Genomic DNA, 17,379 nt, shown 5'->3' on the forward strand with positions numbered 1-17,379 from the left:
TTTTCGACCGCGACATGGACGATCGCTTGCAACAGCGGGTGAAGCTCGAGACGGAGATTAGAAGCGCCATCGCCTCGGGCAAGATCGTGCCGTTCTATCAGCCGATCGTCGAACTCGCGGACGGCAATATCATCGGCTACGAGGTCTTGGCGCGCTGGCTGCACCCGACGGAAGGCATTGTGCCGCATGTCGTCTTCATTCCGATTGCGGAATATACCGGTGTCATCGGCGAACTTACCGATGCGCTGCTCGCGCGCGCTCGCCGAAGCCGCGTCCTTTCCCGGTGATACATTCCTGTCCTTCAATATGTCGCCGCGGCAATTCACCGATCCCTTATCAGGGCGTCCTTCCCGCCGCACCGGCTGGAAATCGAGCTGACCGAGACGGCGGTGGTGAAAAGGCTCGATGAGGCCAAAAGCATGCTGCAATCCATGCGCAATGTCGGCGTGCGCATCGCGATCGATGATTTCGGCACCGGCTATTCCGGCCCGCATCATTTGCGCGAGCTGTAGCTCGACCGATCAAAATCGATCGTTCCTTCGTCATGCAGGCGGTGGAGAAGCCGGAGGATGCGAAGCTCCGTCGAAGCCATCGTTGGTCTCGGCCGGGTCCTCGGCCTTCAAGTGACCGCGGAAGGCATCGAGACCCAAGAGACCCTTGATCTCTTGCTCAAGCTGCGAGACCGGGCAGGGCTTTTTCTTCGGCAGGCCGAACCGGCGGCGGAAGTCGCACGGCCGCTATCCGACAGGTCGCGGCACATCGCTTGAGTCTTGGGGCTAACGCGGCGCGAGTACCATCACCATCTGCCGCCCCTCCAGCCGGGGCTCGGACTCAACCTTGGCGATGGTCGTGGTGTCGAGCTTGACGCGGTCGAGCAACTGCGCACCGAGCTCCTGATGCGCCATCTCGCGCCCCCGGAACCTTAGCGTCACCTTGACCTTGTCGCCTTCCTCGAAGAAGCGGCGCATCGAGCGCATCTTCACATCGTAGTCGTGCGTATCGATGTTCGGCCGCATCTTGATCTCTTTGATCTCGACGGTGCGCTGCTTCTTGCGCGCTTCGGCCGCCTTCTTCTGCGACTGATATTTGAACTTGCCGTAGTCGAGGAGCTTGCAGACCGGCGGCTCCGAATTCGGAGCAATCTCCACGAGATCGAGCCCGGCTTCAAGCGCGTGCGCGATGCCATCCGTCGTGGAGATCACGCCGATATTAATGCCAGTGGCATCGATGAGCTGGATGTTGGGAACGGTGATGCCCTCGTTGATGCGGGGGCCCTCCCTGTTGGGAGTCAAATTCGTCGGCCGTCTTGCGATGTGTCGCTCTCCTCTGTTCCGAACACAGCTGCGATCCCCGTCGGGACGAGCCTTGTTCCTCGTCCGGCGCTGAACGCTTCAAGGTTCTACAGGATGGGAATTCACAATGACAAGTCAAACGCGAGGGATTCTGCCCTCGATCCCGGCGGATCGCGGTCTGCACGACCCGCCGGGGCAAGGGGAACAACGGAATCGCCGGTCTAGCTCGCGCTTGCCGGTCCCGCATAATCGGTGAGCTGGCAGCTCCAGCCGCCGACGGCGTAGCCATGATAGGCCGGGTTCTGCTCAAGATACTGCATGGAAGCGAGGTAACCGGCCCGGCCGATGCAGGAGCGCGGCGACATCTCCGCGGTCATGGTTTCGGGCGGGACGGGGACATCGACGCATTGTCCGGGGCCCGCCGCGCCGCTCGCCAGGCACGCCTTGACGATGAGGGTGACGAATAGCTTCATGCCGCCCTGCTTCCAGTCGAATAAAGTCCAACACTCATAACGAACTCCTCTTGTGCGCGTGCGCGCATCGAGCCTGCCCATCTTGCGATGGCGCCTGTCCTCCAAGGATTTCCGGCAAAGATCGGCTGGTACGATCCAGCTTTCATGCGGACACTTGTGATGTGCCGGCAGATTGGCGCGGGGAACGTCCCCTCGCGCGTTCAAGTTTCCTACATGGGGAAGCTCGCCTGTCGCAGCAAGGCTTTTCCCCCGCGCCCGGACAAGGCATGGTGGGATAGAATAGGAGACGGGAGATGAAGATGCGGGTGCTGATCGCCGCAATTGTTCTGTTGGGCCTGACGGTCGCGGGCCTCGCGCAAGGAAGCCCCACAAGGCGGTGCCTGCTGATTTCCGGCACCGGGGATGGGCTCGGCAAGCAGGCTGCTTCGGCGGCCGCGCTCGGCGCGCTCGCCGATGCCGTTGCGAAATGGCAGGCCGAGCATAATGTGCAGACCTACGAGGCGACGCCCTGGAAGCCCAATCCCAATCCCTATTGGCGCAGCACCATTTCCGAGAATCTCTTCCTGCCGCCCGACGACGTGACCGATCGGACCTATACGATCTGCTGGAAGGGCGTGGTGTCGCCGGCGGTCTGCACCTCCGGCACCAAAGTTTGCTGGTAGCGGATCAGGGTTCGGCCGCGTAGGCCGGCGGATTTTCGTACAGCTCGGCCAGATTGGTGCCGAGCAGCTCGTCGTAAACGGCGAGGGTCTTGGCCTGCATCTGCGAAAGCTCGAACAGGGCGACGACGCGCGCGCGGCCGCGCGCTCCGATTGCGGCTCTGTCGGCGGGCGACAGCGACAGCGCGAACTTGATGCGGTCGGCGAGCGCCCCGGCATCGCCCGCCGGAACGCTCCAGCCCGTGAAGTCCTCGACCTCGCCGATCGTCTCCGGCAAGGCTCCAAGGTCTGACACGATAACCGGGCATCCCATGGCCTGCGCCTCGATGCTGGTGCGCCCGAAGGTCTCGGCGACGAGCGACGGCACCAGGGCAAGGTCGGCTGCGAGAAAGGCGACCGGCATGTCGCTGCAATGGCCGACGACGAGCACCTTGTCTTCGAGCTTGTTGCCGGCGATGAGGTCGAGCAGTTCCTGGCGGTAGACAGCCTTGCCTGGGGCGTCGCCGGCGAGGATGATGCAAACACCCGCAAGCGCGCCCTCTTTGTCCAGACGGGCGGCGGCCTCGATAGTCTGCGGCTGGCCCTTGATACTGCTGATCCGCGCGGCATGCAGCACGATGCGCGTTTCCGGCGCGACGCCCCAGACTTGCCGGAGCTTGCTGACGGGTCCCGGCGGGACCACGAGCGGATCGAAGACCGCGCTATCCAGGCCGCGATAGACGACGCGAATGCGATCTCGCGCGACGTGCTGGCGGCCGACGACAAGATCGGCGGTGTACAGCGAATTGGCGATCACGCGGTCGCCGCGCCCCATGACGCTGTTGTAGAGCGCCTTGAGCGGACCGGGGCTGCTATAGGCGCCATGATAGGTGGTGACGAAGGGTCGCTTGGTCCAGCGCGCGGCGATGAAAGCGCTCCATGCCGGGGCGCGGCTGCGGGCATGGACGAGATCCACGCCGCGCGCCTCGATGAGCCGCGCGAGTTTGCGCGCATTGGCGAGCATGGTAAGGGGGTTTTTGCTGGCGACAGGCATCGGAACCACCTCGCCGCCGGCTTGCACGATTGCCTTTGCCATGCGCCCGCCTTCGGTCGCGACCAACGCCTTCGCGCCGGCTCGGGTCAGCGCCTCGGCGATTTCGACGGTCGTCATCTCGCTGCCTCCGGTTTCGAGGCGCGGGACGACCTGCAATATGGTCACATTGGGCATGGGGTAAACTTCGTGTGAATGGCTCGGCAACGATGCAGGGCTTCTTAGAATGGACGTTGGATCACGGCAATTCGCGGAGATCGGCTCAGGCGCGCGCCGCCGCCGCATCGCCTATCGCTGGACTGGCACGGACGCCGACGATGGCAAGGTGGCGCTGGTCTGGCTCTCGGGCTTCCGCGCCGACATGGAAGGCACCAAGGCGACGACGGTGGCGGAGTGGGCGCGCGCCCGTGAGGTCCCCATTCTGCGCTTCGACTATTCGGCGCACGGCGCTTCGGACGGCGCGCTGATCGACGCTACCATCGGCGACTGGCTGGAAGAGTCGATCGCCATGTTCGATCTTCTCGGCAAGCGGCGCGCCATCGTCGTCGGGTCGTCCATGGGCGGATGGCTTGCGCTGCTCTTGGCGCGTATTCTTGCGAAGCACGGCGCATCGCGACGGCTCGCCGGACTCGTGCTGATCGCGCCGGCATTCGACATGACCGAAACCTTGATGTGGCGCGTTCTTCCGACGGAGATCAAAGCCAAGGTCGAGCAGGAGGGCGTTTATTATCATGCCTCCGCTTACGGTGATCCCTATCCCATCACGCGGCGCGTCATCGAAGAAGGCCGCAATCATCTCCTCGAAGCGTCAACGTTCGATCCGGGATGTCCGGTGCGCATTATCCAGGGCATGCGCGATCCGGACGTCCCGTGGCGCCACGCGCTGGCGCTCGTCGATCTGCTGGATGGCGACGACGTCGAACTCAACCTCATCAAGGAAGGCGATCATCGCCTCTCCGAGCCGCATGATCTGCGCCGGCTGGAAGCGACAATCGCGGCGCTGCTCGCGTCGGTGAGAGATCACCGCTGAGCATCTAGCAGCGCCGCAAGGCCGTCGCGATAGGTGGGATAGCGCAAGCTCACGCCAAGCTCTGACTTGATGCGCTTATTGCCGATCCGCCGCGTGCCTTGGTAGAAGCTGCGCGCCATCGGCGGGAGGTCGGCCTCCTCGAACGGCACCGCAGGAGGCGGCGGAACGCCGAGCAGCTCGGCAGCATGCGCGATCACCTCGTCAGGCGGTGCGGGCTCGTCGTCGGCAACATTGTAAATGGCCCCCGCATGCGGCTGCGCGATGGAACCCTCCAGCACGCTCGCGATGTCTTCGACATGGATGCGGCTGAAGACCTGCCCGGGCTTCACGATGCGCCGCGCCGTGCCGTCTTTCAGCTTGTCGAAGGCGCTCCGCCCAGGACCGTAGATGCCGGCAAGGCGGAAGATCTGCACTGGCACACCAATCTCGGTGCCGAAGGCGAGCCATGCCGTCTCAGCTGTGACGCGTGCATGCGTGCGTTCACTGTTCGGCGCGACGGGCGTCTCCTCGTCCACCCAGGCGCCCTTCTGATCCCCATAGACGCCGACCGTGGAGAGATAGCCGGTCCATTGAAGCGCAGGCAGAGCGGCGATCGCCTCGCTTGCGGCGTTGAGCACGGGATCGCCATCGGTCCCGGGTGGGATTGAATGCAGCAGATGCGTGGTGCCGTGGAGCGCGCGCGCCAGTTCGTCGCTGAACGCGCCGGTAAAGCGCACGACGCCGTAGCCGATCGCCGTAAGCCGCTCGATATTCGCCGCATCGCGCGACGTGCCGGCGATTTCCCAGCCTTGGGCCGCAAGACGCGCGGAAAGTACTTCGGCGCTGAACCCGAGGCCGAAGGAGAAGAGACGGTTCACGCCGCGGCCTCAAGCCATTCGCCGCGCACGGCGGGATCGGCCTCGGCGGGCGCTAAAAAGGGGCGCAGCGCCCGAAGCCGCTGCGGCGCGAGCCGGGACAGCGCCCACACCGCCATGGCACGGACGAGGGGAGAGGCATCGTCGAGCAGGCCCTCGATTTGCGGCATCAGCGTCACGTCGCCGGAATTGCCGGCCGCGATAAGGACGTTGCGCATGAAGCGGTCGCGCCCGGTGCGCTTGACGGGCGTGCCGCGGAAGCGCGCTCGGAAGGCTGCATCGTCGAGAGAGAGCAACTCCGCGAGCGGTGGATTGTTCGTCTCTTCCCTAACGCTGAGAGTTGTCTTGCGCGCCGCGTGCGCAAACTTGTTCCAGGGGCAGACTGCAAGGCAATCGTCGCAGCCGAAGATGCGGTTGCCCATCGCCTCGCGAAATTCCGGCGCGATGTGACCCTTATGCTCAATGGTGAGATACGAGATGCAGCGACGGGCATCGATGCGATAGGGGGCGGTGAAGGCGCGCGTCGGGCAGATATCGAGACAACGGCTGCAGCCGCCGCAATGATCCTCTTCCGGCGCATCCGCGGGAAGCTCGGCGGTGGTGAAGATCGAGCCGATGAAAAGCCACGACCCGAAGTCGCGCGACACGAGATTGGTATGCTTGCCCTGCCAACCCACTCCCGCCTTTGCGGCAAGAGGCTTCTCCATCACCGGTGCGGTATCGACGAAGACTTTCACCTCGGCCTCGGCGAGAGTTTGCACGAGGCGCGCAAGCGTCTTCAGCTTGGCTTTGAACACGTCGTGATAATCGGCGCGCTGCGCGTAGACCGAGATCGCGCCGCGCGAACGTTCACCCAGAATGGAAAGCGGGTCGCCGTCGGGGCCATAATTCAGACCGAGCAGGATGACGCTGCGTGCCTCCGGCCAGAGAGCGAGCGGGGCTTCGCGGCGATCCGCGGTGGCTGCGAGCCATCCCATGTCGCCGTGCCGCCCCTCGGCGAGAAACGCATGCAGCGCCGCGCCGGCGCCATCGGCAGCGTCGGCGGACGTAAAGCGCACCACATCGAAGCCGAGCGCTTCGGCTTCGCGCGCGATCTCGCTCTTCAGGGGTTCGGACATGGGTCTAATGTCGGGCTGTGCGTCAGAAGTCGAGGTCGGCGTAGGTTCCAGAGGGGATGAAACCGGCAACACGATCCTGCAGCAGTGGCCGGAACGAGGGCCTCGACTTGAGCAGCGCATACCAGTTCTTCGCCGCCTCGTAATCTTCCCACGGCACCTCGCCGAGATAGTCGAGCGTCGACAGATGCGCGGCCGCCGCAAGATCGGCGAAGCTCAAGGCGCTGCCGCCGATCCAGCTCCGCGTCTCCGCGAGGTGGCCGATATAGGCAAGATGATAGCGTAGATTGTCATGGCCGGCGCGCATCGCCTCCGTGTCAGGCGACCCGCTATTCGGTCCGAAGCGGCGAAAAACCTTCTCGTCGACGAGGTAGCTCGTCACCTCGTCATGGAACTTGCGATGAAACCAGTCGACGAGTCGCCTGACCTCCGCGCGCTCCACGGCATCGCCGGGAAAGGGATGGAAGCCGCGGTTTCCAGTCGCATCGATCGTTTCGCCGAGATATTCGGAAATGGCATAGGCGCCCGCGATGACGCCGTGCTCGTCGGTCACCAGCACAGGCAACGTGCCCGCCGGATTGAGCTCGATAAAGCCTTGGCGCCATTCCCACGGCCGTTCTTCGACGGCCGCGACCTCGATGCCGCACTCGTCGAGAGCCAGGCGGATCGAGCGGGAATAGGCGCAAAGTGGATAGTGTAGGAGTGTTGCCATCGACCTATTCGGTGGCTTGGGGCCGCGAAAAGAATTTCACGGCGGCTGGGCCCCCGGTATAGAACCTGCTCGCGCGCCGAACAAGCGGCGCCACGGGGGGCTATGACCGTAGAGCAGATCATTGTGCTGGCGGTGGTGCAGGGAGTCACCGAATTCCTGCCGATTTCGTCGTCAGGGCACCTTATTCTCATCCCTGCGCTGACCGGCTGGCCGGACCAGGGCCAGTTCGTCGATGTCATGGTGCATCTCGGCACCCTGCTCGCGATTCTCATCTATTTCTGGCGGGATGTCTGGAAGCTCATCCTCGGCACGATCGAGCTGTTCAAGGGCCGCATCACCGACGACGGGCGCCTTGCAATCTATATTTTGCTCGGCACCATCCCCGCGGTCCTGTGCGGTCTCGTGCTCGAAAGCTTCGACTTTCCGCATCTCTAGCGCAACCTCGCCGTGGTCGCCTGGAACACGATTCTCTACGGCATCTTGATGTTGATCGCCGACATGCTGCGTCCGCAGATTCGCACCATGAAAGACATCACCTTGGGCATGGCACTGTTCATTGGCTTCGCGCAGGCGCTCGCACTCATACCGGGCACCAGCCGGTCCGGGGTGACAATCACCGCCGGTCGCTTCCTAGGATTTACCCGCCCCGACGCGGCACGTTTCTCATTCCTGCTCGGCATCCCCGCCATCGGTGCGGCGGGCGCCTTGAAACTGATCGAGGCCCTCCGCGCCGGCGAGTCAATCACGCCGGGCACGTTCGAATGTGCGGCCCTCACCTTCGTCGCTGGCCTCGCCGCGATCGCCTTTCTCATGGCGGTGCTGAAGCGCGTGAGCCTATTGCCTTTCGTGCTCTACCGCATGGTGCTTGGCGGCTTCCTCCTCGCGATGCTTTACACTTAGACTACGGCCGATAGATCGAGAACTGGCCGCGCGGCCGGAACTGTTCGAGATAATCGGGCACGACCGCCTCGATCGCCACCGGCTCGATGCCGAGGCCTTCAAGCGTGCGGCCGTCATGGATGGCCGCCTCGCTCACCACATTGTCGGTCTCAAGCAGCCGCACCTGATCGATCGTCAGCGGGGGCTTCGGCAGCAATTGCAGGAACGCCGCCTTCATCTTGGCGAACCAGAAGGGCACGGGAACGAGCGGGCGCTTGCGCATCGAGTAGGCGAGCACGCGCTCCATCACTTCTTTCAAAGTCACGATCTCCGGGCCGCCGAGCTCATAGGGCCCCTCGGCGTGGACTCTCCCCGTAAGGCCCGCCAGCACGGCCTTGGACACATCGCCGACGAACACAGGCTGAAACCGCGTCTTGCCGCCACCGATCAGCGGAAGGACAGGCGCGATGCGCGCGAGCGCCGCGAAGCGGTTGAAGAAATCGTCATCTGGTCCGAACACGACAGAAGGGCGCAAGATCACTGCGTCGGGGAAAGCATGTCGTACCGCCTCCTCGCCTTCCGCCTTGCTGCGCGCATAGGCGGAGAGGGAGTCGCGGTCGGCGCCGATCGCGGAGAGATGCACGAAGGTGCCGACGCCATTGGCACGTGCCGCTTCCGCGACGTTCCGCGCGCCCTCGTCCTGCACGGACTTGAAGGTCTGATTGCCCGTCGGAAACAGAATGCCGACCAGATTGATCACGGCGTCCGCGCACTTTGCCGCCGCGAGCAGCGAGTCCGGGTAGCGCACATTGACCTGCACCGCGTTGATCTGCCCGACGCTGCCAAGCGGCTGCAAATGGCCGGCAAGGTCGGGCCGGCGCACGGCGATCCGCATGCGCGCGCCAGTCTTGGCGATGGCACGGACGACGTTGCGGCCGAGGAACCCAGAGCCACCATAGATCGTGACCAGGGCCGAGTTGTTCAGGGTGATCGCCACGGGACTGCCCTTCGATGGAGTTGAGCCTAGCGGGTCGGCAGCAGCTTTGAGCAGCAATACACGACCCGGATCAAGGCGCTCAAGACGATCGGCGCGGATTGACTTTGGCCGACGCCAATCGTACCTCAAGTCCTTCATGCCCAGGTGGCGGAACTGGTAGACGCGCTAGCTTCAGGTGCTAGTGCCCGAAAGGGCGTGGAAGTTCGAGTCTTCTCCTGGGCACCAAAGTCTTGCTTTCCGGGCACCTTGACCTGGAAAGCCCCCACGGGGGCAAGCGAAAGAACCTTGAACCAGCCTCTTCCCGACCTGCATCGCGGCGACCTGCCAACGGGCCGTTTCAGCGGTCCCTCTGTCGCCATCGACACCGAAACCTTAGGGCTCAATCCCTTCCGCGACCGGCTCTGCCTCGTCCAGCTCTCCTCGGGCGACGGGAGGGCCGAACTCGTCCAGTTCGGCAAAACCTATGAGGCCCCGGAGCTGAAGAGGCTGCTCGCCGATGAGAGCGTGCTGAAGATATTCCATTACGGCCGCTTCGACATGGCCGTTCTCAAGCATTTTCTCGGGGTGATGCCACGGCCGGTCTATTGCACCAAAGTGGCCTCGAAACTCGCCCGCACCTTTACCGACCGCCATGGTCTCAAGGATCTCTGCCGCGAGATGCTGGGGGTCGAACTGTCAAAGCAGCAGCAATCCTCCGATTGGGGCGCGGACCAGCTTACGCCCGACCAGCTCAATTATGCCGCGAGCGACGTGTTGCATCTGCACGCCCTAAGGGAGAAACTGGATGCCATGCTGCGGCGTGAGGGACGGGAGGAGCTTGCGCGGGCTTGCTTCGACTTCCTGCCGACCCGCGCCGAGCTCGACCTTCGCGGCTGGGCGGAGATCGATCCCTTCGCCCATTAGGCGAAAACCGCAGGGTCGCAGGCGTCGCAATCTGAGCAAAATCCTGCGGCTAGCTGACCTGGGCAGGCGGGAAGCCGCCTCGAGGAGCATCGGGCAAACGAATGGCTATGAGCGCAGATGTCGCTTCGGCGCATGGAGGGTATCGCCCCCGCTCCACGGAGGAGCGCGAGAGGGCCTTTCGGCGCGCCGCGCATCATAGCCGCATCGTCACCATTCTGCGCCGGACGCTTCCGGTCATCGCCCTGGTTGTGCTTGCCGCCTATTTCATTTCCTCCAGCATGAGCGTCAGGGTTGGCGACATCACGGCCAGCATCAGCGGCATGGAGGTCAGCGGGGGCAATCTTCGCATGGTCAATCCCAAGCTTCAGGGCGCCAACAAGGACAACGGCACCTACACCATCGGCGCCGACTATGCCGATCAGGAGATCAAGAATCCCAAGGTGATCAAGCTGCATGCCATTAGGGCCGATGTTGCGAACCCATCCGGCGGCTGGTCGCGCATGAATGCCGTGCGCGGCGTGTTCGATACGAGGATCGAGCGGCTCGTCATGCAGGAGAAGATCACCATCGCGACAAGCTCAGGCGTCAGCGGAACCTTGAAGCATGCGACCCTCGACATGAAGACCCAGACGCTGCGTTCGCACCGCCCCGTGTCCTTCGTCATGCCGAGCGGGACCGTCAGCGCGAGTGCGCTCACGCTCCGCTCTGCCGACCATGAACTTGAATTCCGCGGCAAAGTGAAAGTGCATCTTACCAAGACTCCGAAGCCAGAAAAAGAAGGAGCCGCGGCGGCCACAAAGCCGAGCCAAACCGCGCCAGCGCCGCATGTGGCGGCGCCGCCGCAACCGGCAGGCGCCGCACCGCAAGCGTCGAGTTCCGCGCCGCCGGCTCCCGCCGTGCCGGGAGCAGGGGCTACGGTGGAGAAGCCGCTATGAGCGTGCGTTCGTGGGCGTCTCTGGCCGGTCTATGCGGTGTAACGGTCAGCGTCGTGCTCGTGCTGACGGGCGCCGCGTCGGCGCAGACGCTCTCCAATTCATTCGGTGGATTGTCGGAGAGTTCCAAGGACCCGATCGATATCGAGTCCGATGTTCTCGTCGTTCACGACGCGAAGAAATACGCGACCTTCAAAGGTAATGTGAAAGCGGTCCAGGGCACCACCACGCTGCGCGCGAGCGAACTCGACGTGCATTATGTCGGCGGCGCGGAAGACCTTGCGGGCGGCGCGGAAAAGGATGGCGACGCAAAGGCGCAGCCAGCGAGCACGCCCGCGGCACAACCGCAAGGCAATGCTGTCGCCAAGAGCGCCGATCCCAAGGCGGTGGATCCCAAGGCAGGCGATGCCAAGGCAGGCGCCGCCACGACCGGCGATAAGGCCGACGACCCCAGCTCCAAGATCACGAAGATCGAGGCGCGCGGCGAGGTCATCATCAACAGCAAGGACGATCAGACCACGACCAGCGATTGGGCCCTCTACGACGTGCCGGCCCGCACGGTAACCGTGGGCGGCAATGTGGTGTTAACCCAGGGTCAGAACGTGCTAAAGGGAGATAGGCTCGTCATCAACCTGGAAACGGGCGAGAGCCGGTTCGAGAACACGGGAGGGGTTACCCCCGGAAAGCGCATTCGTGCCCTATTCATGCCCAAGGACGACGGTGGCTCCAAGCCCAAGTCGGACAGCAAGCCCGAGGGCGCCGCGCCTAGCGGCGAGCAGGGCGCGGCGAAGCCGGATGAGACCGGGTCCGGGTCCGAAAAGCCGAACGCGAAGTCGGCCGACGACGCCGAGAGCAAAGACCCCTGGGTCCTGCTTCCCGGTGTTCATGAGTAGCGCGCAGCACGACCTTCATTGGATGTTAACCGGGCGCCGCTTCAGTTGAGCGAGCGGAAGGGGTCAGTGGGCAAGTTGCTGTCATTCCCAGACCGCCAGGCAGTCGCCATCCAAAGACCGGTCCCGGGCTTGGATCAGCCTGGCCACGCTCCAACGGCACGGCCGCAGTCGTCGAACGGCCGGCTCATTGTCCGATCCGTCGTAAAGAGCTTCAAGAAGCGCACCGTCGTCCGCGGCGTCAGCCTCGAGCTGAACCGCGGCGAGGCGGTCGGGCTCCTTGGTCCGAACGGCGCTGGCAAGACGACCGTGTTCTACATGATCACGGGACTGATCCCGGCGGACGAGGGCAGTATCACGATTGACGGCCGGGACGTGACCGGGCTGCCGATGTACCGCCGTGCCCGACTTGGCATCGGCTATTTGCCGCAAGAAGCCTCGATCTTCAGAGGCCTTACGGTCGAGGAGAATATTCTTGCGGTGCTCGAGACTGTCGAACCCGATCGCCACGAACGCCAGAAGCAGCTCGATGCGCTCCTGGAGGAGTTTCGCATCACCCGCCTCAGGACTTCGCCGGCCATGCGTCTCTCCGGCGGTGAGCGGCGGCGCGTCGAGATTGCCCGCGCGCTCGCCTCACGGCCATCCTTCATGCTTCTCGACGAACCCTTCGCCGGCATCGATCCGATCGCCGTCAACGACATTCGCGCTCTCGTGCAGCATCTCACGCGGCGCGGCATCGGTGTTCTCATCACCGATCACAATGTGCGCGAGACGTTGGAGCTCGTCAGCCGGGCCTATATCATCCACGACGGCATGGTGCTCACCCATGGCACGGCCATGGAGGTCATCAACAACGAGGACGTTCGGCGCGTTTATCTCGGCGACCAATTCCGGATCTGACGTCGATCGCGCCCGGTCCCGCGAGTAAATAGTATGGCGATCACCCCAAAGCTGGAGCTCAGGCAAGGCCAAAGCCTGGTGATGACGCCGCAATTGCAGCAGGCGATCAAGCTGCTGCAATTATCGAATCTCGAGCTGTCCGCCTTTGTGGAGGCCGAGCTTGAGCGCAATCCGCTCCTCGAACGGCTCGACGGCGACGACGGAACGCCCGCGAGCGAAAGTGCCGAGCCGAAGCCGGCCTTCAGCGAGAGCGAGGCGCAAGAGGCGAACGCAATATCGAGTCCCGCCGTCGCGGAAGCCGATACCGGCAGCGCCGAGCCCGACGACGGCGAGTGGCTCGACCTCGAACGGTCCAATGGCACCGTCAAATCCGACGATCTCGATGTAGAACCCCAGGATGCCTTTCCCGACTCCGATGGCTTCGCCGCCGACGGCCTCAAGGATTCGGGCTGGGCGCTGCTTGGGCGCGGGCCCGGAAGCGGCGACGGCGAGGCGCCTAATCTCGAAGCCTATGTGGCGGAAGAGCGGACCCTGCGCGACCTTCTCGCCGAGCAGTTGACGCTTGCCTTCGCCGATCCGGCCAGGCGGCTGATCGGCCAGCACCTGATCGATATGACCGACGAGGCCGGCTATTTGCGGGGCCATCTCTCAGCCTTGGCCGAACTCCTCGGCGCGCCGCTGTCTCTTGTCGAGGAGACCCTCGCGGTGATGCAGGGCTTCGAGCCTAGCGGCGTGTTTGCCCGCGATCTTCGCGAATGCCTCACCTTGCAGGTCAAGGAGCGCGACCGCTGCGACCCGGCGATGGCGAGCCTGCTCGACAATCTCAATCTTCTCGCCGTCCACGATCTCTCCGCATTGCGGCGGATCTGCCGCGTCTCGGATGAGGATCTTTGCGACATGATTCAGGAAGTGCGGCAGCTCAACCCGAAGCCGGGCCTGATCTATGGCGCCACGCCCGCGCAGCCGGTGGTCCCCGATGTTCTCGTTCGCGGCCTTCCGGACGGCAGCTTCCATGTCGAACTGAACAGCGAGACGCTGCCGCGCGTGCTCGTCAATCAGTCCTATTACGCGACTGTCTCCAAGTCGGCGACGCGCAAGGAGGACAAGAGCTACCTGACGGATTGCATGCAGACCGCGAATTGGCTGGTCAAAAGCCTCGACCAGCGCGCCCGCACCATCCTCAAAGTTTCGCAGGAGATCGTGCGGCAGCAGGACGGCTTTTTCAGCAGTGGCGTGCGCCATCTGCGGCCCCTCAATCTGAAGACCGTGGCCGATGCGATCTTCATGCATGAGTCGACCGTCAGCCGCGTGACGGCGAATAAATACATGTCCACGAATCGCGGCCTGTTCGAGCTGAAATATTTCTTCACCTCGTCGATTCCGTCGTCCGGCGACGGCGACGCCCACTCTTCCGAGGCGGTGCGTCACCGCATTCGCGAGATGGTGGATGCGGAGCGCGCGAGCGAAGTGCTGTCCGACGACAAGATCGTCGAGAAGCTGAAGGACGACGGCATCGACATCGCGCGCAGGACGGTCGCGAAATATCGCGAGGCGTTGCGCATTCCCTCTTCGGTGCAGCGACGCCGCTTGAAACGCATCACAGGCAACGGCTCTGCCGCAAACGGGCTAGACCCATGTTCGGTGCGGCAAAAATTGGCGGTCTCGCTGCCGAAATCGGATTGGGTTTGACACCCTTTAGGCGGGGGTCTAGCTTGCAGCCCGCGGTGGTGCCGAGCACAATAGAAAAGTTTAGGTGCTTGGCGATGGGCGGCCCTGCGACGGCCTATATAAGTAACGAGTCACCCCACGAATCTGGGGCGCATAGGGCCATTCGACAGTTCCGCGGTCGATGACGATAACAGGTCACTGGTAAAAATCTGGACGTTGGCGAGGCGTTGCGGAATTACGTCCAGGAGCGAGTTGCACACTCGGTCGGCAAATTTCTCGGTAGCGCCCCACGGGGCATGTGCGCATCGAGAAAGAACACGGGGAGTTCCGCACGAATTGCACGATTCATCTTTGGCAGGGCATGAGTCTCGAGGCTCACGGCGTTGCGCCGGAAGCGTATCAAAGCGCCGATCTCGCCTGCGAGCGTTTGGAAAAGCGGGTGCGGCGTTACAAGCGCAGGCTGAAGCGCCACGGCAGCAACGAGAGCCTGCGTAAGGAGACGTCAGCCGCGTCTTATGTGATTCAGTCGCCGCGCGAGGAACAGGAGGGAAGCGATGAGGACGAGGACAATCCAGTCATTATTGCCGAGTCCGAAACCGTGGTGCACGAGATGGCGGTGAGTGACGCCGTCATGCAGATGGATTTGTTCGACCAAGGCTTCCTCGTATTCCGCAATGCCGGCAGCGGGGGGATCAACGTGGTGTACCGTCGCGAAGACGGCAATATCGGTTGGGTCGATCCCGCGGGAAAAAACGCAAAGGCGCGCCGCTAGGTTTCGCGCGCTTCATGCTCCTGGCAGCAGATGGGTAGCTATTATGGATCTAGGTGATCTCATTCCGGCCGACGCGGTCGTTGCCTCGCTCAAGGCCAAGAACAAGAAGCAGCTCCTGCAGGAGCTGTCCGCGCGCGCGGCCCGCCTCACAGGTCTCGAGGCGCGGTATATTTTCGATTCCCTGCTGCAACGCGAGCGGCTCGGCTCGACCGGGCTCGGCCAAGGCATCGCGATTCCGCACGGCAAGTTTGTCGGCCTGAAGCAGATCGTCGGCATCTTCGCGCGCCTCGACACCCCAATCCACTTCGATGCCGTCGACGGCGAGCCCATCGATATCGCGTTCCTGCTGCTGGCGCCGGAAGGTGCCGGCGCCGATCATCTGAAGGCGCTTGCCCGCGTGTCGCGTTTCTTGCGCGAAGGGTCCGCGGTGGAAAAGCTCCGCGCCTCCAAGGATGCCGCCGCCATCTATGCGGTGCTCACCGAGAACGCGACCTCCCACGCGGCGTAGCCGCGTCGCATCGTCAGAAATGCAAATGCCCGGCACCAAGGCCGGGCATTTTCGACACCTTTAGAGCTGCGTCTTGCTAGTGCACGCTCACCGGCACGAGGTCGTTCTCGATCGCGTTGGCGATGGCCGCGCTGCGGCTATCGGTGAGCGCAATCGGCGAACCGTCGGCGCCGAGCAGCGCGTAAAGGTCGATCCCTTCCGGCGCGGCGTGCAAGGCCGGAAACAGCCGCTCGGCGACATCGGAATCCACCTGCTTGATATAGGCAACTTCGCCGTCGCCGATCAATGCGAGCTCCCGCAGGCTAACACGCGGGGGGGAGTCCAGCGTGTCTTCTTCCAATTCGGTCATTGGTTCCTTGTCCTCATGCGAGGTGCGGTGCACTTTTGCTGCCACGCGTTTTTTCCTTTGCACTTCCATTCAGGCGCCTGAGATGCAGACCTTGCGCGCCTCGCTCCCTTGCTGCGGTCTTTCGAGTTCGATCGCCAAAAGACCGTTATTGAGTTCCGCCTTCTTCACTTCAACGCCGTGGGCCAGGGTAAAGCTCCGTTTGAACTGGCGCGTGGCGATGCCGCGATGCAGGAATTCGCGCTCTTTGTCCTCAATCTGCTTGCCGCGCACGATTAATTGACCCTGTTCCAGGCTGATATCGAGATCCTCGATCTTGAAGCCCGCGACGGCGAGTGTGATGCGAAGCGTCTCGGCGCCCATTTCATCCGCGGGCAAAAGCTCGATATTGTAAGGAGGGTAGCCGCCTTCGGCCGCCTCGCCCGTGCGCAGCAACTGCGCCTCTCCAGCCGAGAGACCAAGCCATAAACGACTATCGAGAAGCGTCACGCGCGACATCTTGCCAAGCCCTTTGTTCTTAAGCGGCTGCGACATGTCGGTGCTGTCAAAGGCCCTAACCGGCGCCTCCAAAAGACCGCCCAGCCCGGTGCGGCGCTGAGCATTAGACCAGGACCTCGATATGGGAAATTATGCAAGAAATTCAAGCTACCTCGCGGGAACTCCCCAACCTAAGGTTTATGCGGGCGCGTGCCTATCGTCTTCCCCGCCCATGAGTTAAGGTTGATCTTCCTCGCCCTCCAAAGCAAAGCACCCATATGAATTGGTACGTCAGCGCCAAGACCGGAAAAGATTCAAATGACGGCCGCTCCCCGGGAGCGGCGTTTCGAACGGTCCAGCACGCGATCACGGCCGCAGCCGCTGGCGATATGCTCGTGATCGCGCCCGGCGCCTACGATCAGGATCTGCCGCGAAGGATTGGCGACGCCCGCGCCGCAAAGCTCACCCTCGCCGTCGCCGGCAGCGAAAGCTAGCGACGAGACTAAGCGCCCTTCACGGCCTCGTTCTCTGGAGCCGAACTCTCCATCACCCGCAACCGCCTGACCGTCAGGTCGTCGATTTCGACCGTGCCGAGATACACTTTCTCGGCGTCCCCACGGCGGATAGTCAGGCGACCGATCGCAAGCGCGCCAATCGCGAGAGCGCCAATCGCGAGAGCGCCGACCGCGAAGGCGCCGAGCGCAAATGCGCCGAGCGCGAGCGAACCCGCCGAGACGGACGGGGCCTTCAACGCGGGCAATTCGAGCTGGCGTGATCTTGGGCTACGCAATGACGCCTCGGATCGTGGAGGCCGCAAGTCTTGGAGGACTGGTGGAGCCAGGCGGGATCGAACCGCCGACCTCGTGAATGCCATTCACGCGCTCTCCCAACTGAGCTATGGCCCCAGCGTCAAGACGGTCTCCGGCTTAGGTCGTTCGGAGC

The 17,379-nt window shown here is 63.4% G+C and carries 21 protein-coding genes, 2 tRNA genes and 2 pseudogenes; 14 read left to right on the plus strand and 11 right to left on the minus strand.

Translation table 11 applies throughout. The annotated features are described in order from the left end of the window. Nucleotides 1-14 precede the first annotated feature (14 nt). Both ACR2J1_RS04080 and ACR2J1_RS04085 read left to right on the plus strand, forming a co-directional pair. Nucleotides 15-512: pseudogene (locus tag ACR2J1_RS04080) on the plus strand (EAL domain-containing protein). 57 nt (nucleotides 513-569) lie between these two features. After that, nucleotides 570-767, plus strand: coding sequence for a hypothetical protein (locus ACR2J1_RS04085; RefSeq protein WP_434018072.1), 198 nt, complete (start codon nucleotides 570-572; stop codon nucleotides 765-767). Nucleotides 768-776: 9 nt separating this feature from the next. Here the strand turns inward: ACR2J1_RS04085 and infC are convergent, their stop codons facing one another. Continuing rightward, nucleotides 777-1,292 (minus strand): translation initiation factor IF-3, encoded by a 516-nt coding sequence (infC, locus tag ACR2J1_RS04090; protein WP_434018073.1) that lies wholly within the window; start codon nucleotides 1,290-1,292, stop codon nucleotides 777-779. Nucleotides 1,293-1,513: 221 nt separating this feature from the next. After that, nucleotides 1,514-1,765 (minus strand): hypothetical protein, encoded by a 252-nt coding sequence (locus tag ACR2J1_RS04095; protein ID WP_434018074.1) that lies wholly within the window; start codon nucleotides 1,763-1,765, stop codon nucleotides 1,514-1,516. Between the two features lie 293 nt (nucleotides 1,766-2,058). Between ACR2J1_RS04095 and ACR2J1_RS04100 the strand changes: the two genes are divergently transcribed. Continuing rightward, nucleotides 2,059-2,427, plus strand: coding sequence for a hypothetical protein (locus ACR2J1_RS04100; protein WP_434018075.1), 369 nt, complete (start codon nucleotides 2,059-2,061; stop codon nucleotides 2,425-2,427). A 4-nt stretch (nucleotides 2,428-2,431) separates the two neighbouring features. Here the strand turns inward: ACR2J1_RS04100 and ACR2J1_RS04105 are convergent, their stop codons facing one another. After that, complete coding sequence (locus ACR2J1_RS04105) at nucleotides 2,432-3,631, minus strand: glycosyltransferase family 4 protein (protein WP_434018076.1); 1,200 nt, start codon at nucleotides 3,629-3,631, stop codon at nucleotides 2,432-2,434. A gap of 49 nt (nucleotides 3,632-3,680) precedes the next feature. Between ACR2J1_RS04105 and ACR2J1_RS04110 the strand changes: the two genes are divergently transcribed. Next, the gene (locus ACR2J1_RS04110) at nucleotides 3,681-4,484 is read left to right on the plus strand and encodes an alpha/beta hydrolase (protein ID WP_434018077.1); all 804 of its coding nucleotides are present in this window, start codon (nucleotides 3,681-3,683) and stop codon (nucleotides 4,482-4,484) included. Here ACR2J1_RS04110 and ACR2J1_RS04115 read toward each other — a convergent pair. The 3 genes from ACR2J1_RS04115 to ACR2J1_RS04125 are packed head-to-tail and all read right to left on the minus strand — an operon-like array spanning nucleotide 4,475 to nucleotide 7,165. Continuing rightward, nucleotides 4,475-5,341, minus strand: coding sequence for an SDR family oxidoreductase (locus ACR2J1_RS04115; RefSeq protein WP_434018078.1), 867 nt, complete (start codon nucleotides 5,339-5,341; stop codon nucleotides 4,475-4,477). The two genes, ACR2J1_RS04110 and ACR2J1_RS04115, sit on opposite strands and share 10 nt — an antisense overlap. Next, entirely contained in the window at nucleotides 5,338-6,456 is a 1,119-nt protein-coding gene (queG, locus tag ACR2J1_RS04120) for a tRNA epoxyqueuosine(34) reductase QueG (protein WP_434018079.1), read from the minus strand. Before queG ends, ACR2J1_RS04115 begins: the two co-directional genes overlap by 4 nt. Before the next feature lie 22 nt (nucleotides 6,457-6,478). Beyond that, complete coding sequence (locus ACR2J1_RS04125) at nucleotides 6,479-7,165, minus strand: glutathione S-transferase family protein (protein WP_434018080.1); 687 nt, start codon at nucleotides 7,163-7,165, stop codon at nucleotides 6,479-6,481. A 102-nt stretch (nucleotides 7,166-7,267) separates the two neighbouring features. Here ACR2J1_RS04125 and ACR2J1_RS04130 point away from each other — a divergent pair. Further along, a pseudogene (locus tag ACR2J1_RS04130) lies at nucleotides 7,268-8,065 on the plus strand (undecaprenyl-diphosphate phosphatase). A gap of 1 nt (nucleotide 8,066) precedes the next feature. On the opposite strand, the gene ACR2J1_RS04135 reads toward ACR2J1_RS04130, so the two are convergent. After that, entirely contained in the window at nucleotides 8,067-9,035 is a 969-nt protein-coding gene (locus ACR2J1_RS04135; RefSeq protein WP_434018091.1) for a complex I NDUFA9 subunit family protein, read from the minus strand. Nucleotides 9,036-9,179: 144 nt separating this feature from the next. On the opposite strand from ACR2J1_RS04135, the gene ACR2J1_RS04140 reads away from it, so the two are divergent. From ACR2J1_RS04140 to ptsN, 8 genes are all read left to right on the plus strand, one after another. After that, nucleotides 9,180-9,266 (plus strand) — tRNA-Leu (locus ACR2J1_RS04140). 60 nt (nucleotides 9,267-9,326) lie between these two features. Next, nucleotides 9,327-9,944 (plus strand): ribonuclease D, encoded by a 618-nt coding sequence (locus ACR2J1_RS04145; protein WP_434018081.1) that lies wholly within the window; start codon nucleotides 9,327-9,329, stop codon nucleotides 9,942-9,944. A gap of 101 nt (nucleotides 9,945-10,045) precedes the next feature. Continuing rightward, nucleotides 10,046-10,879, plus strand: a complete 834-nt coding sequence (lptC, locus tag ACR2J1_RS04150) for an LPS export ABC transporter periplasmic protein LptC (protein ID WP_434018082.1) — start codon at nucleotides 10,046-10,048, stop codon at nucleotides 10,877-10,879. Next, on the plus strand, nucleotides 10,876-11,769 hold the full coding sequence (locus ACR2J1_RS04155) for an LptA/OstA family protein (protein ID WP_434018083.1): 894 nt from the start codon (nucleotides 10,876-10,878) through the stop codon (nucleotides 11,767-11,769). The genes lptC and ACR2J1_RS04155 overlap by 4 nt, the downstream gene beginning before the upstream one ends. 45 nt (nucleotides 11,770-11,814) lie before the next feature. Next, nucleotides 11,815-12,666, plus strand: coding sequence for an LPS export ABC transporter ATP-binding protein (gene lptB, locus ACR2J1_RS04160; RefSeq protein WP_434018084.1), 852 nt, complete (start codon nucleotides 11,815-11,817; stop codon nucleotides 12,664-12,666). A 33-nt stretch (nucleotides 12,667-12,699) separates the two neighbouring features. Continuing rightward, entirely contained in the window at nucleotides 12,700-14,355 is a 1,656-nt protein-coding gene (gene rpoN, locus ACR2J1_RS04165) for an RNA polymerase factor sigma-54 (RefSeq protein WP_434018085.1), read from the plus strand. A gap of 277 nt (nucleotides 14,356-14,632) precedes the next feature. Next, nucleotides 14,633-15,106: a ribosome hibernation promotion factor gene (locus ACR2J1_RS04170; protein WP_434018086.1), complete on the plus strand. Its 474-nt coding sequence runs from the start codon at nucleotides 14,633-14,635 to the stop codon at nucleotides 15,104-15,106. Nucleotides 15,107-15,149: 43 nt separating this feature from the next. After that, complete coding sequence (ptsN, locus tag ACR2J1_RS04175; RefSeq protein WP_434018087.1) at nucleotides 15,150-15,614, plus strand: PTS IIA-like nitrogen regulatory protein PtsN; 465 nt, start codon at nucleotides 15,150-15,152, stop codon at nucleotides 15,612-15,614. Between the two features lie 76 nt (nucleotides 15,615-15,690). On the opposite strand, the gene ACR2J1_RS04180 is transcribed toward ptsN, so the two are convergent. Together ACR2J1_RS04180 and ACR2J1_RS04185 are read right to left on the minus strand one after the other, a co-directional pair. Then, on the minus strand, nucleotides 15,691-16,008 hold the full coding sequence (locus ACR2J1_RS04180) for a DUF1150 family protein (RefSeq protein WP_434018088.1): 318 nt from the start codon (nucleotides 16,006-16,008) through the stop codon (nucleotides 15,691-15,693). A 24-nt stretch (nucleotides 16,009-16,032) separates the two neighbouring features. Further along, nucleotides 16,033-16,458, minus strand: a complete 426-nt coding sequence (locus ACR2J1_RS04185) for an Hsp20 family protein (protein WP_434018092.1) — start codon at nucleotides 16,456-16,458, stop codon at nucleotides 16,033-16,035. A 257-nt stretch (nucleotides 16,459-16,715) separates the two neighbouring features. Between ACR2J1_RS04185 and ACR2J1_RS04190 the strand changes: the two genes are divergently transcribed. Continuing rightward, nucleotides 16,716-16,931, plus strand: a complete 216-nt coding sequence (locus ACR2J1_RS04190; protein ID WP_434018089.1) for a DUF1565 domain-containing protein — start codon at nucleotides 16,716-16,718, stop codon at nucleotides 16,929-16,931. Between the two features lie 8 nt (nucleotides 16,932-16,939). Here ACR2J1_RS04190 and ACR2J1_RS04195 read toward each other — a convergent pair whose 3' ends face one another. Beyond that, nucleotides 16,940-17,188 (minus strand): hypothetical protein, encoded by a 249-nt coding sequence (locus ACR2J1_RS04195; RefSeq protein ID WP_434018090.1) that lies wholly within the window; start codon nucleotides 17,186-17,188, stop codon nucleotides 16,940-16,942. Between the two features lie 78 nt (nucleotides 17,189-17,266). Beyond that, a tRNA-Ala gene (locus ACR2J1_RS04200) sits at nucleotides 17,267-17,342 on the minus strand. Nucleotides 17,343-17,379 lie beyond the last annotated feature (37 nt).

Origin of the sequence: Methyloceanibacter sp., assembly GCF_050999895.1 — a bacterium.
GTDB lineage: Bacteria > Pseudomonadota > Alphaproteobacteria > Rhizobiales > Methyloligellaceae > Methyloceanibacter.

Excerpts from the sequence above, each read along its gene's own strand:
- ACR2J1_RS04085 (WP_434018072.1), top strand. The coding sequence starts at position 570 with ATGCGAAGCTCCGTCGAAGCCATCGTTGGTCTCGGCCGGGTCCTCGGC.
- ACR2J1_RS04095 (WP_434018074.1), bottom strand. The coding sequence starts at position 1,765 with ATGAAGCTATTCGTCACCCTCATCGTCAAGGCGTGCCTGGCGAGCGGC.
- ACR2J1_RS04100 (WP_434018075.1), top strand. The coding sequence starts at position 2,059 with ATGAAGATGCGGGTGCTGATCGCCGCAATTGTTCTGTTGGGCCTGACG.
- ACR2J1_RS04105 (WP_434018076.1), bottom strand. The coding sequence starts at position 3,631 with ATGCCCAATGTGACCATATTGCAGGTCGTCCCGCGCCTCGAAACCGGA.
- ACR2J1_RS04110 (WP_434018077.1), top strand. The coding sequence starts at position 3,681 with ATGGACGTTGGATCACGGCAATTCGCGGAGATCGGCTCAGGCGCGCGC.
- queG (WP_434018079.1), bottom strand. The coding sequence starts at position 6,456 with ATGTCCGAACCCCTGAAGAGCGAGATCGCGCGCGAAGCCGAAGCGCTC.
- ACR2J1_RS04125 (WP_434018080.1), bottom strand. The coding sequence starts at position 7,165 with ATGGCAACACTCCTACACTATCCACTTTGCGCCTATTCCCGCTCGATC.
- lptC (WP_434018082.1), top strand. The coding sequence starts at position 10,046 with ATGGCTATGAGCGCAGATGTCGCTTCGGCGCATGGAGGGTATCGCCCC.
- ACR2J1_RS04155 (WP_434018083.1), top strand. The coding sequence starts at position 10,876 with ATGAGCGTGCGTTCGTGGGCGTCTCTGGCCGGTCTATGCGGTGTAACG.
- rpoN (WP_434018085.1), top strand. The coding sequence starts at position 12,700 with ATGGCGATCACCCCAAAGCTGGAGCTCAGGCAAGGCCAAAGCCTGGTG.
- ptsN (WP_434018087.1), top strand. The coding sequence starts at position 15,150 with ATGGATCTAGGTGATCTCATTCCGGCCGACGCGGTCGTTGCCTCGCTC.
- ACR2J1_RS04185 (WP_434018092.1), bottom strand. The coding sequence starts at position 16,458 with ATGTCGCGCGTGACGCTTCTCGATAGTCGTTTATGGCTTGGTCTCTCG.
- ACR2J1_RS04190 (WP_434018089.1), top strand. The coding sequence starts at position 16,716 with ATGAATTGGTACGTCAGCGCCAAGACCGGAAAAGATTCAAATGACGGC.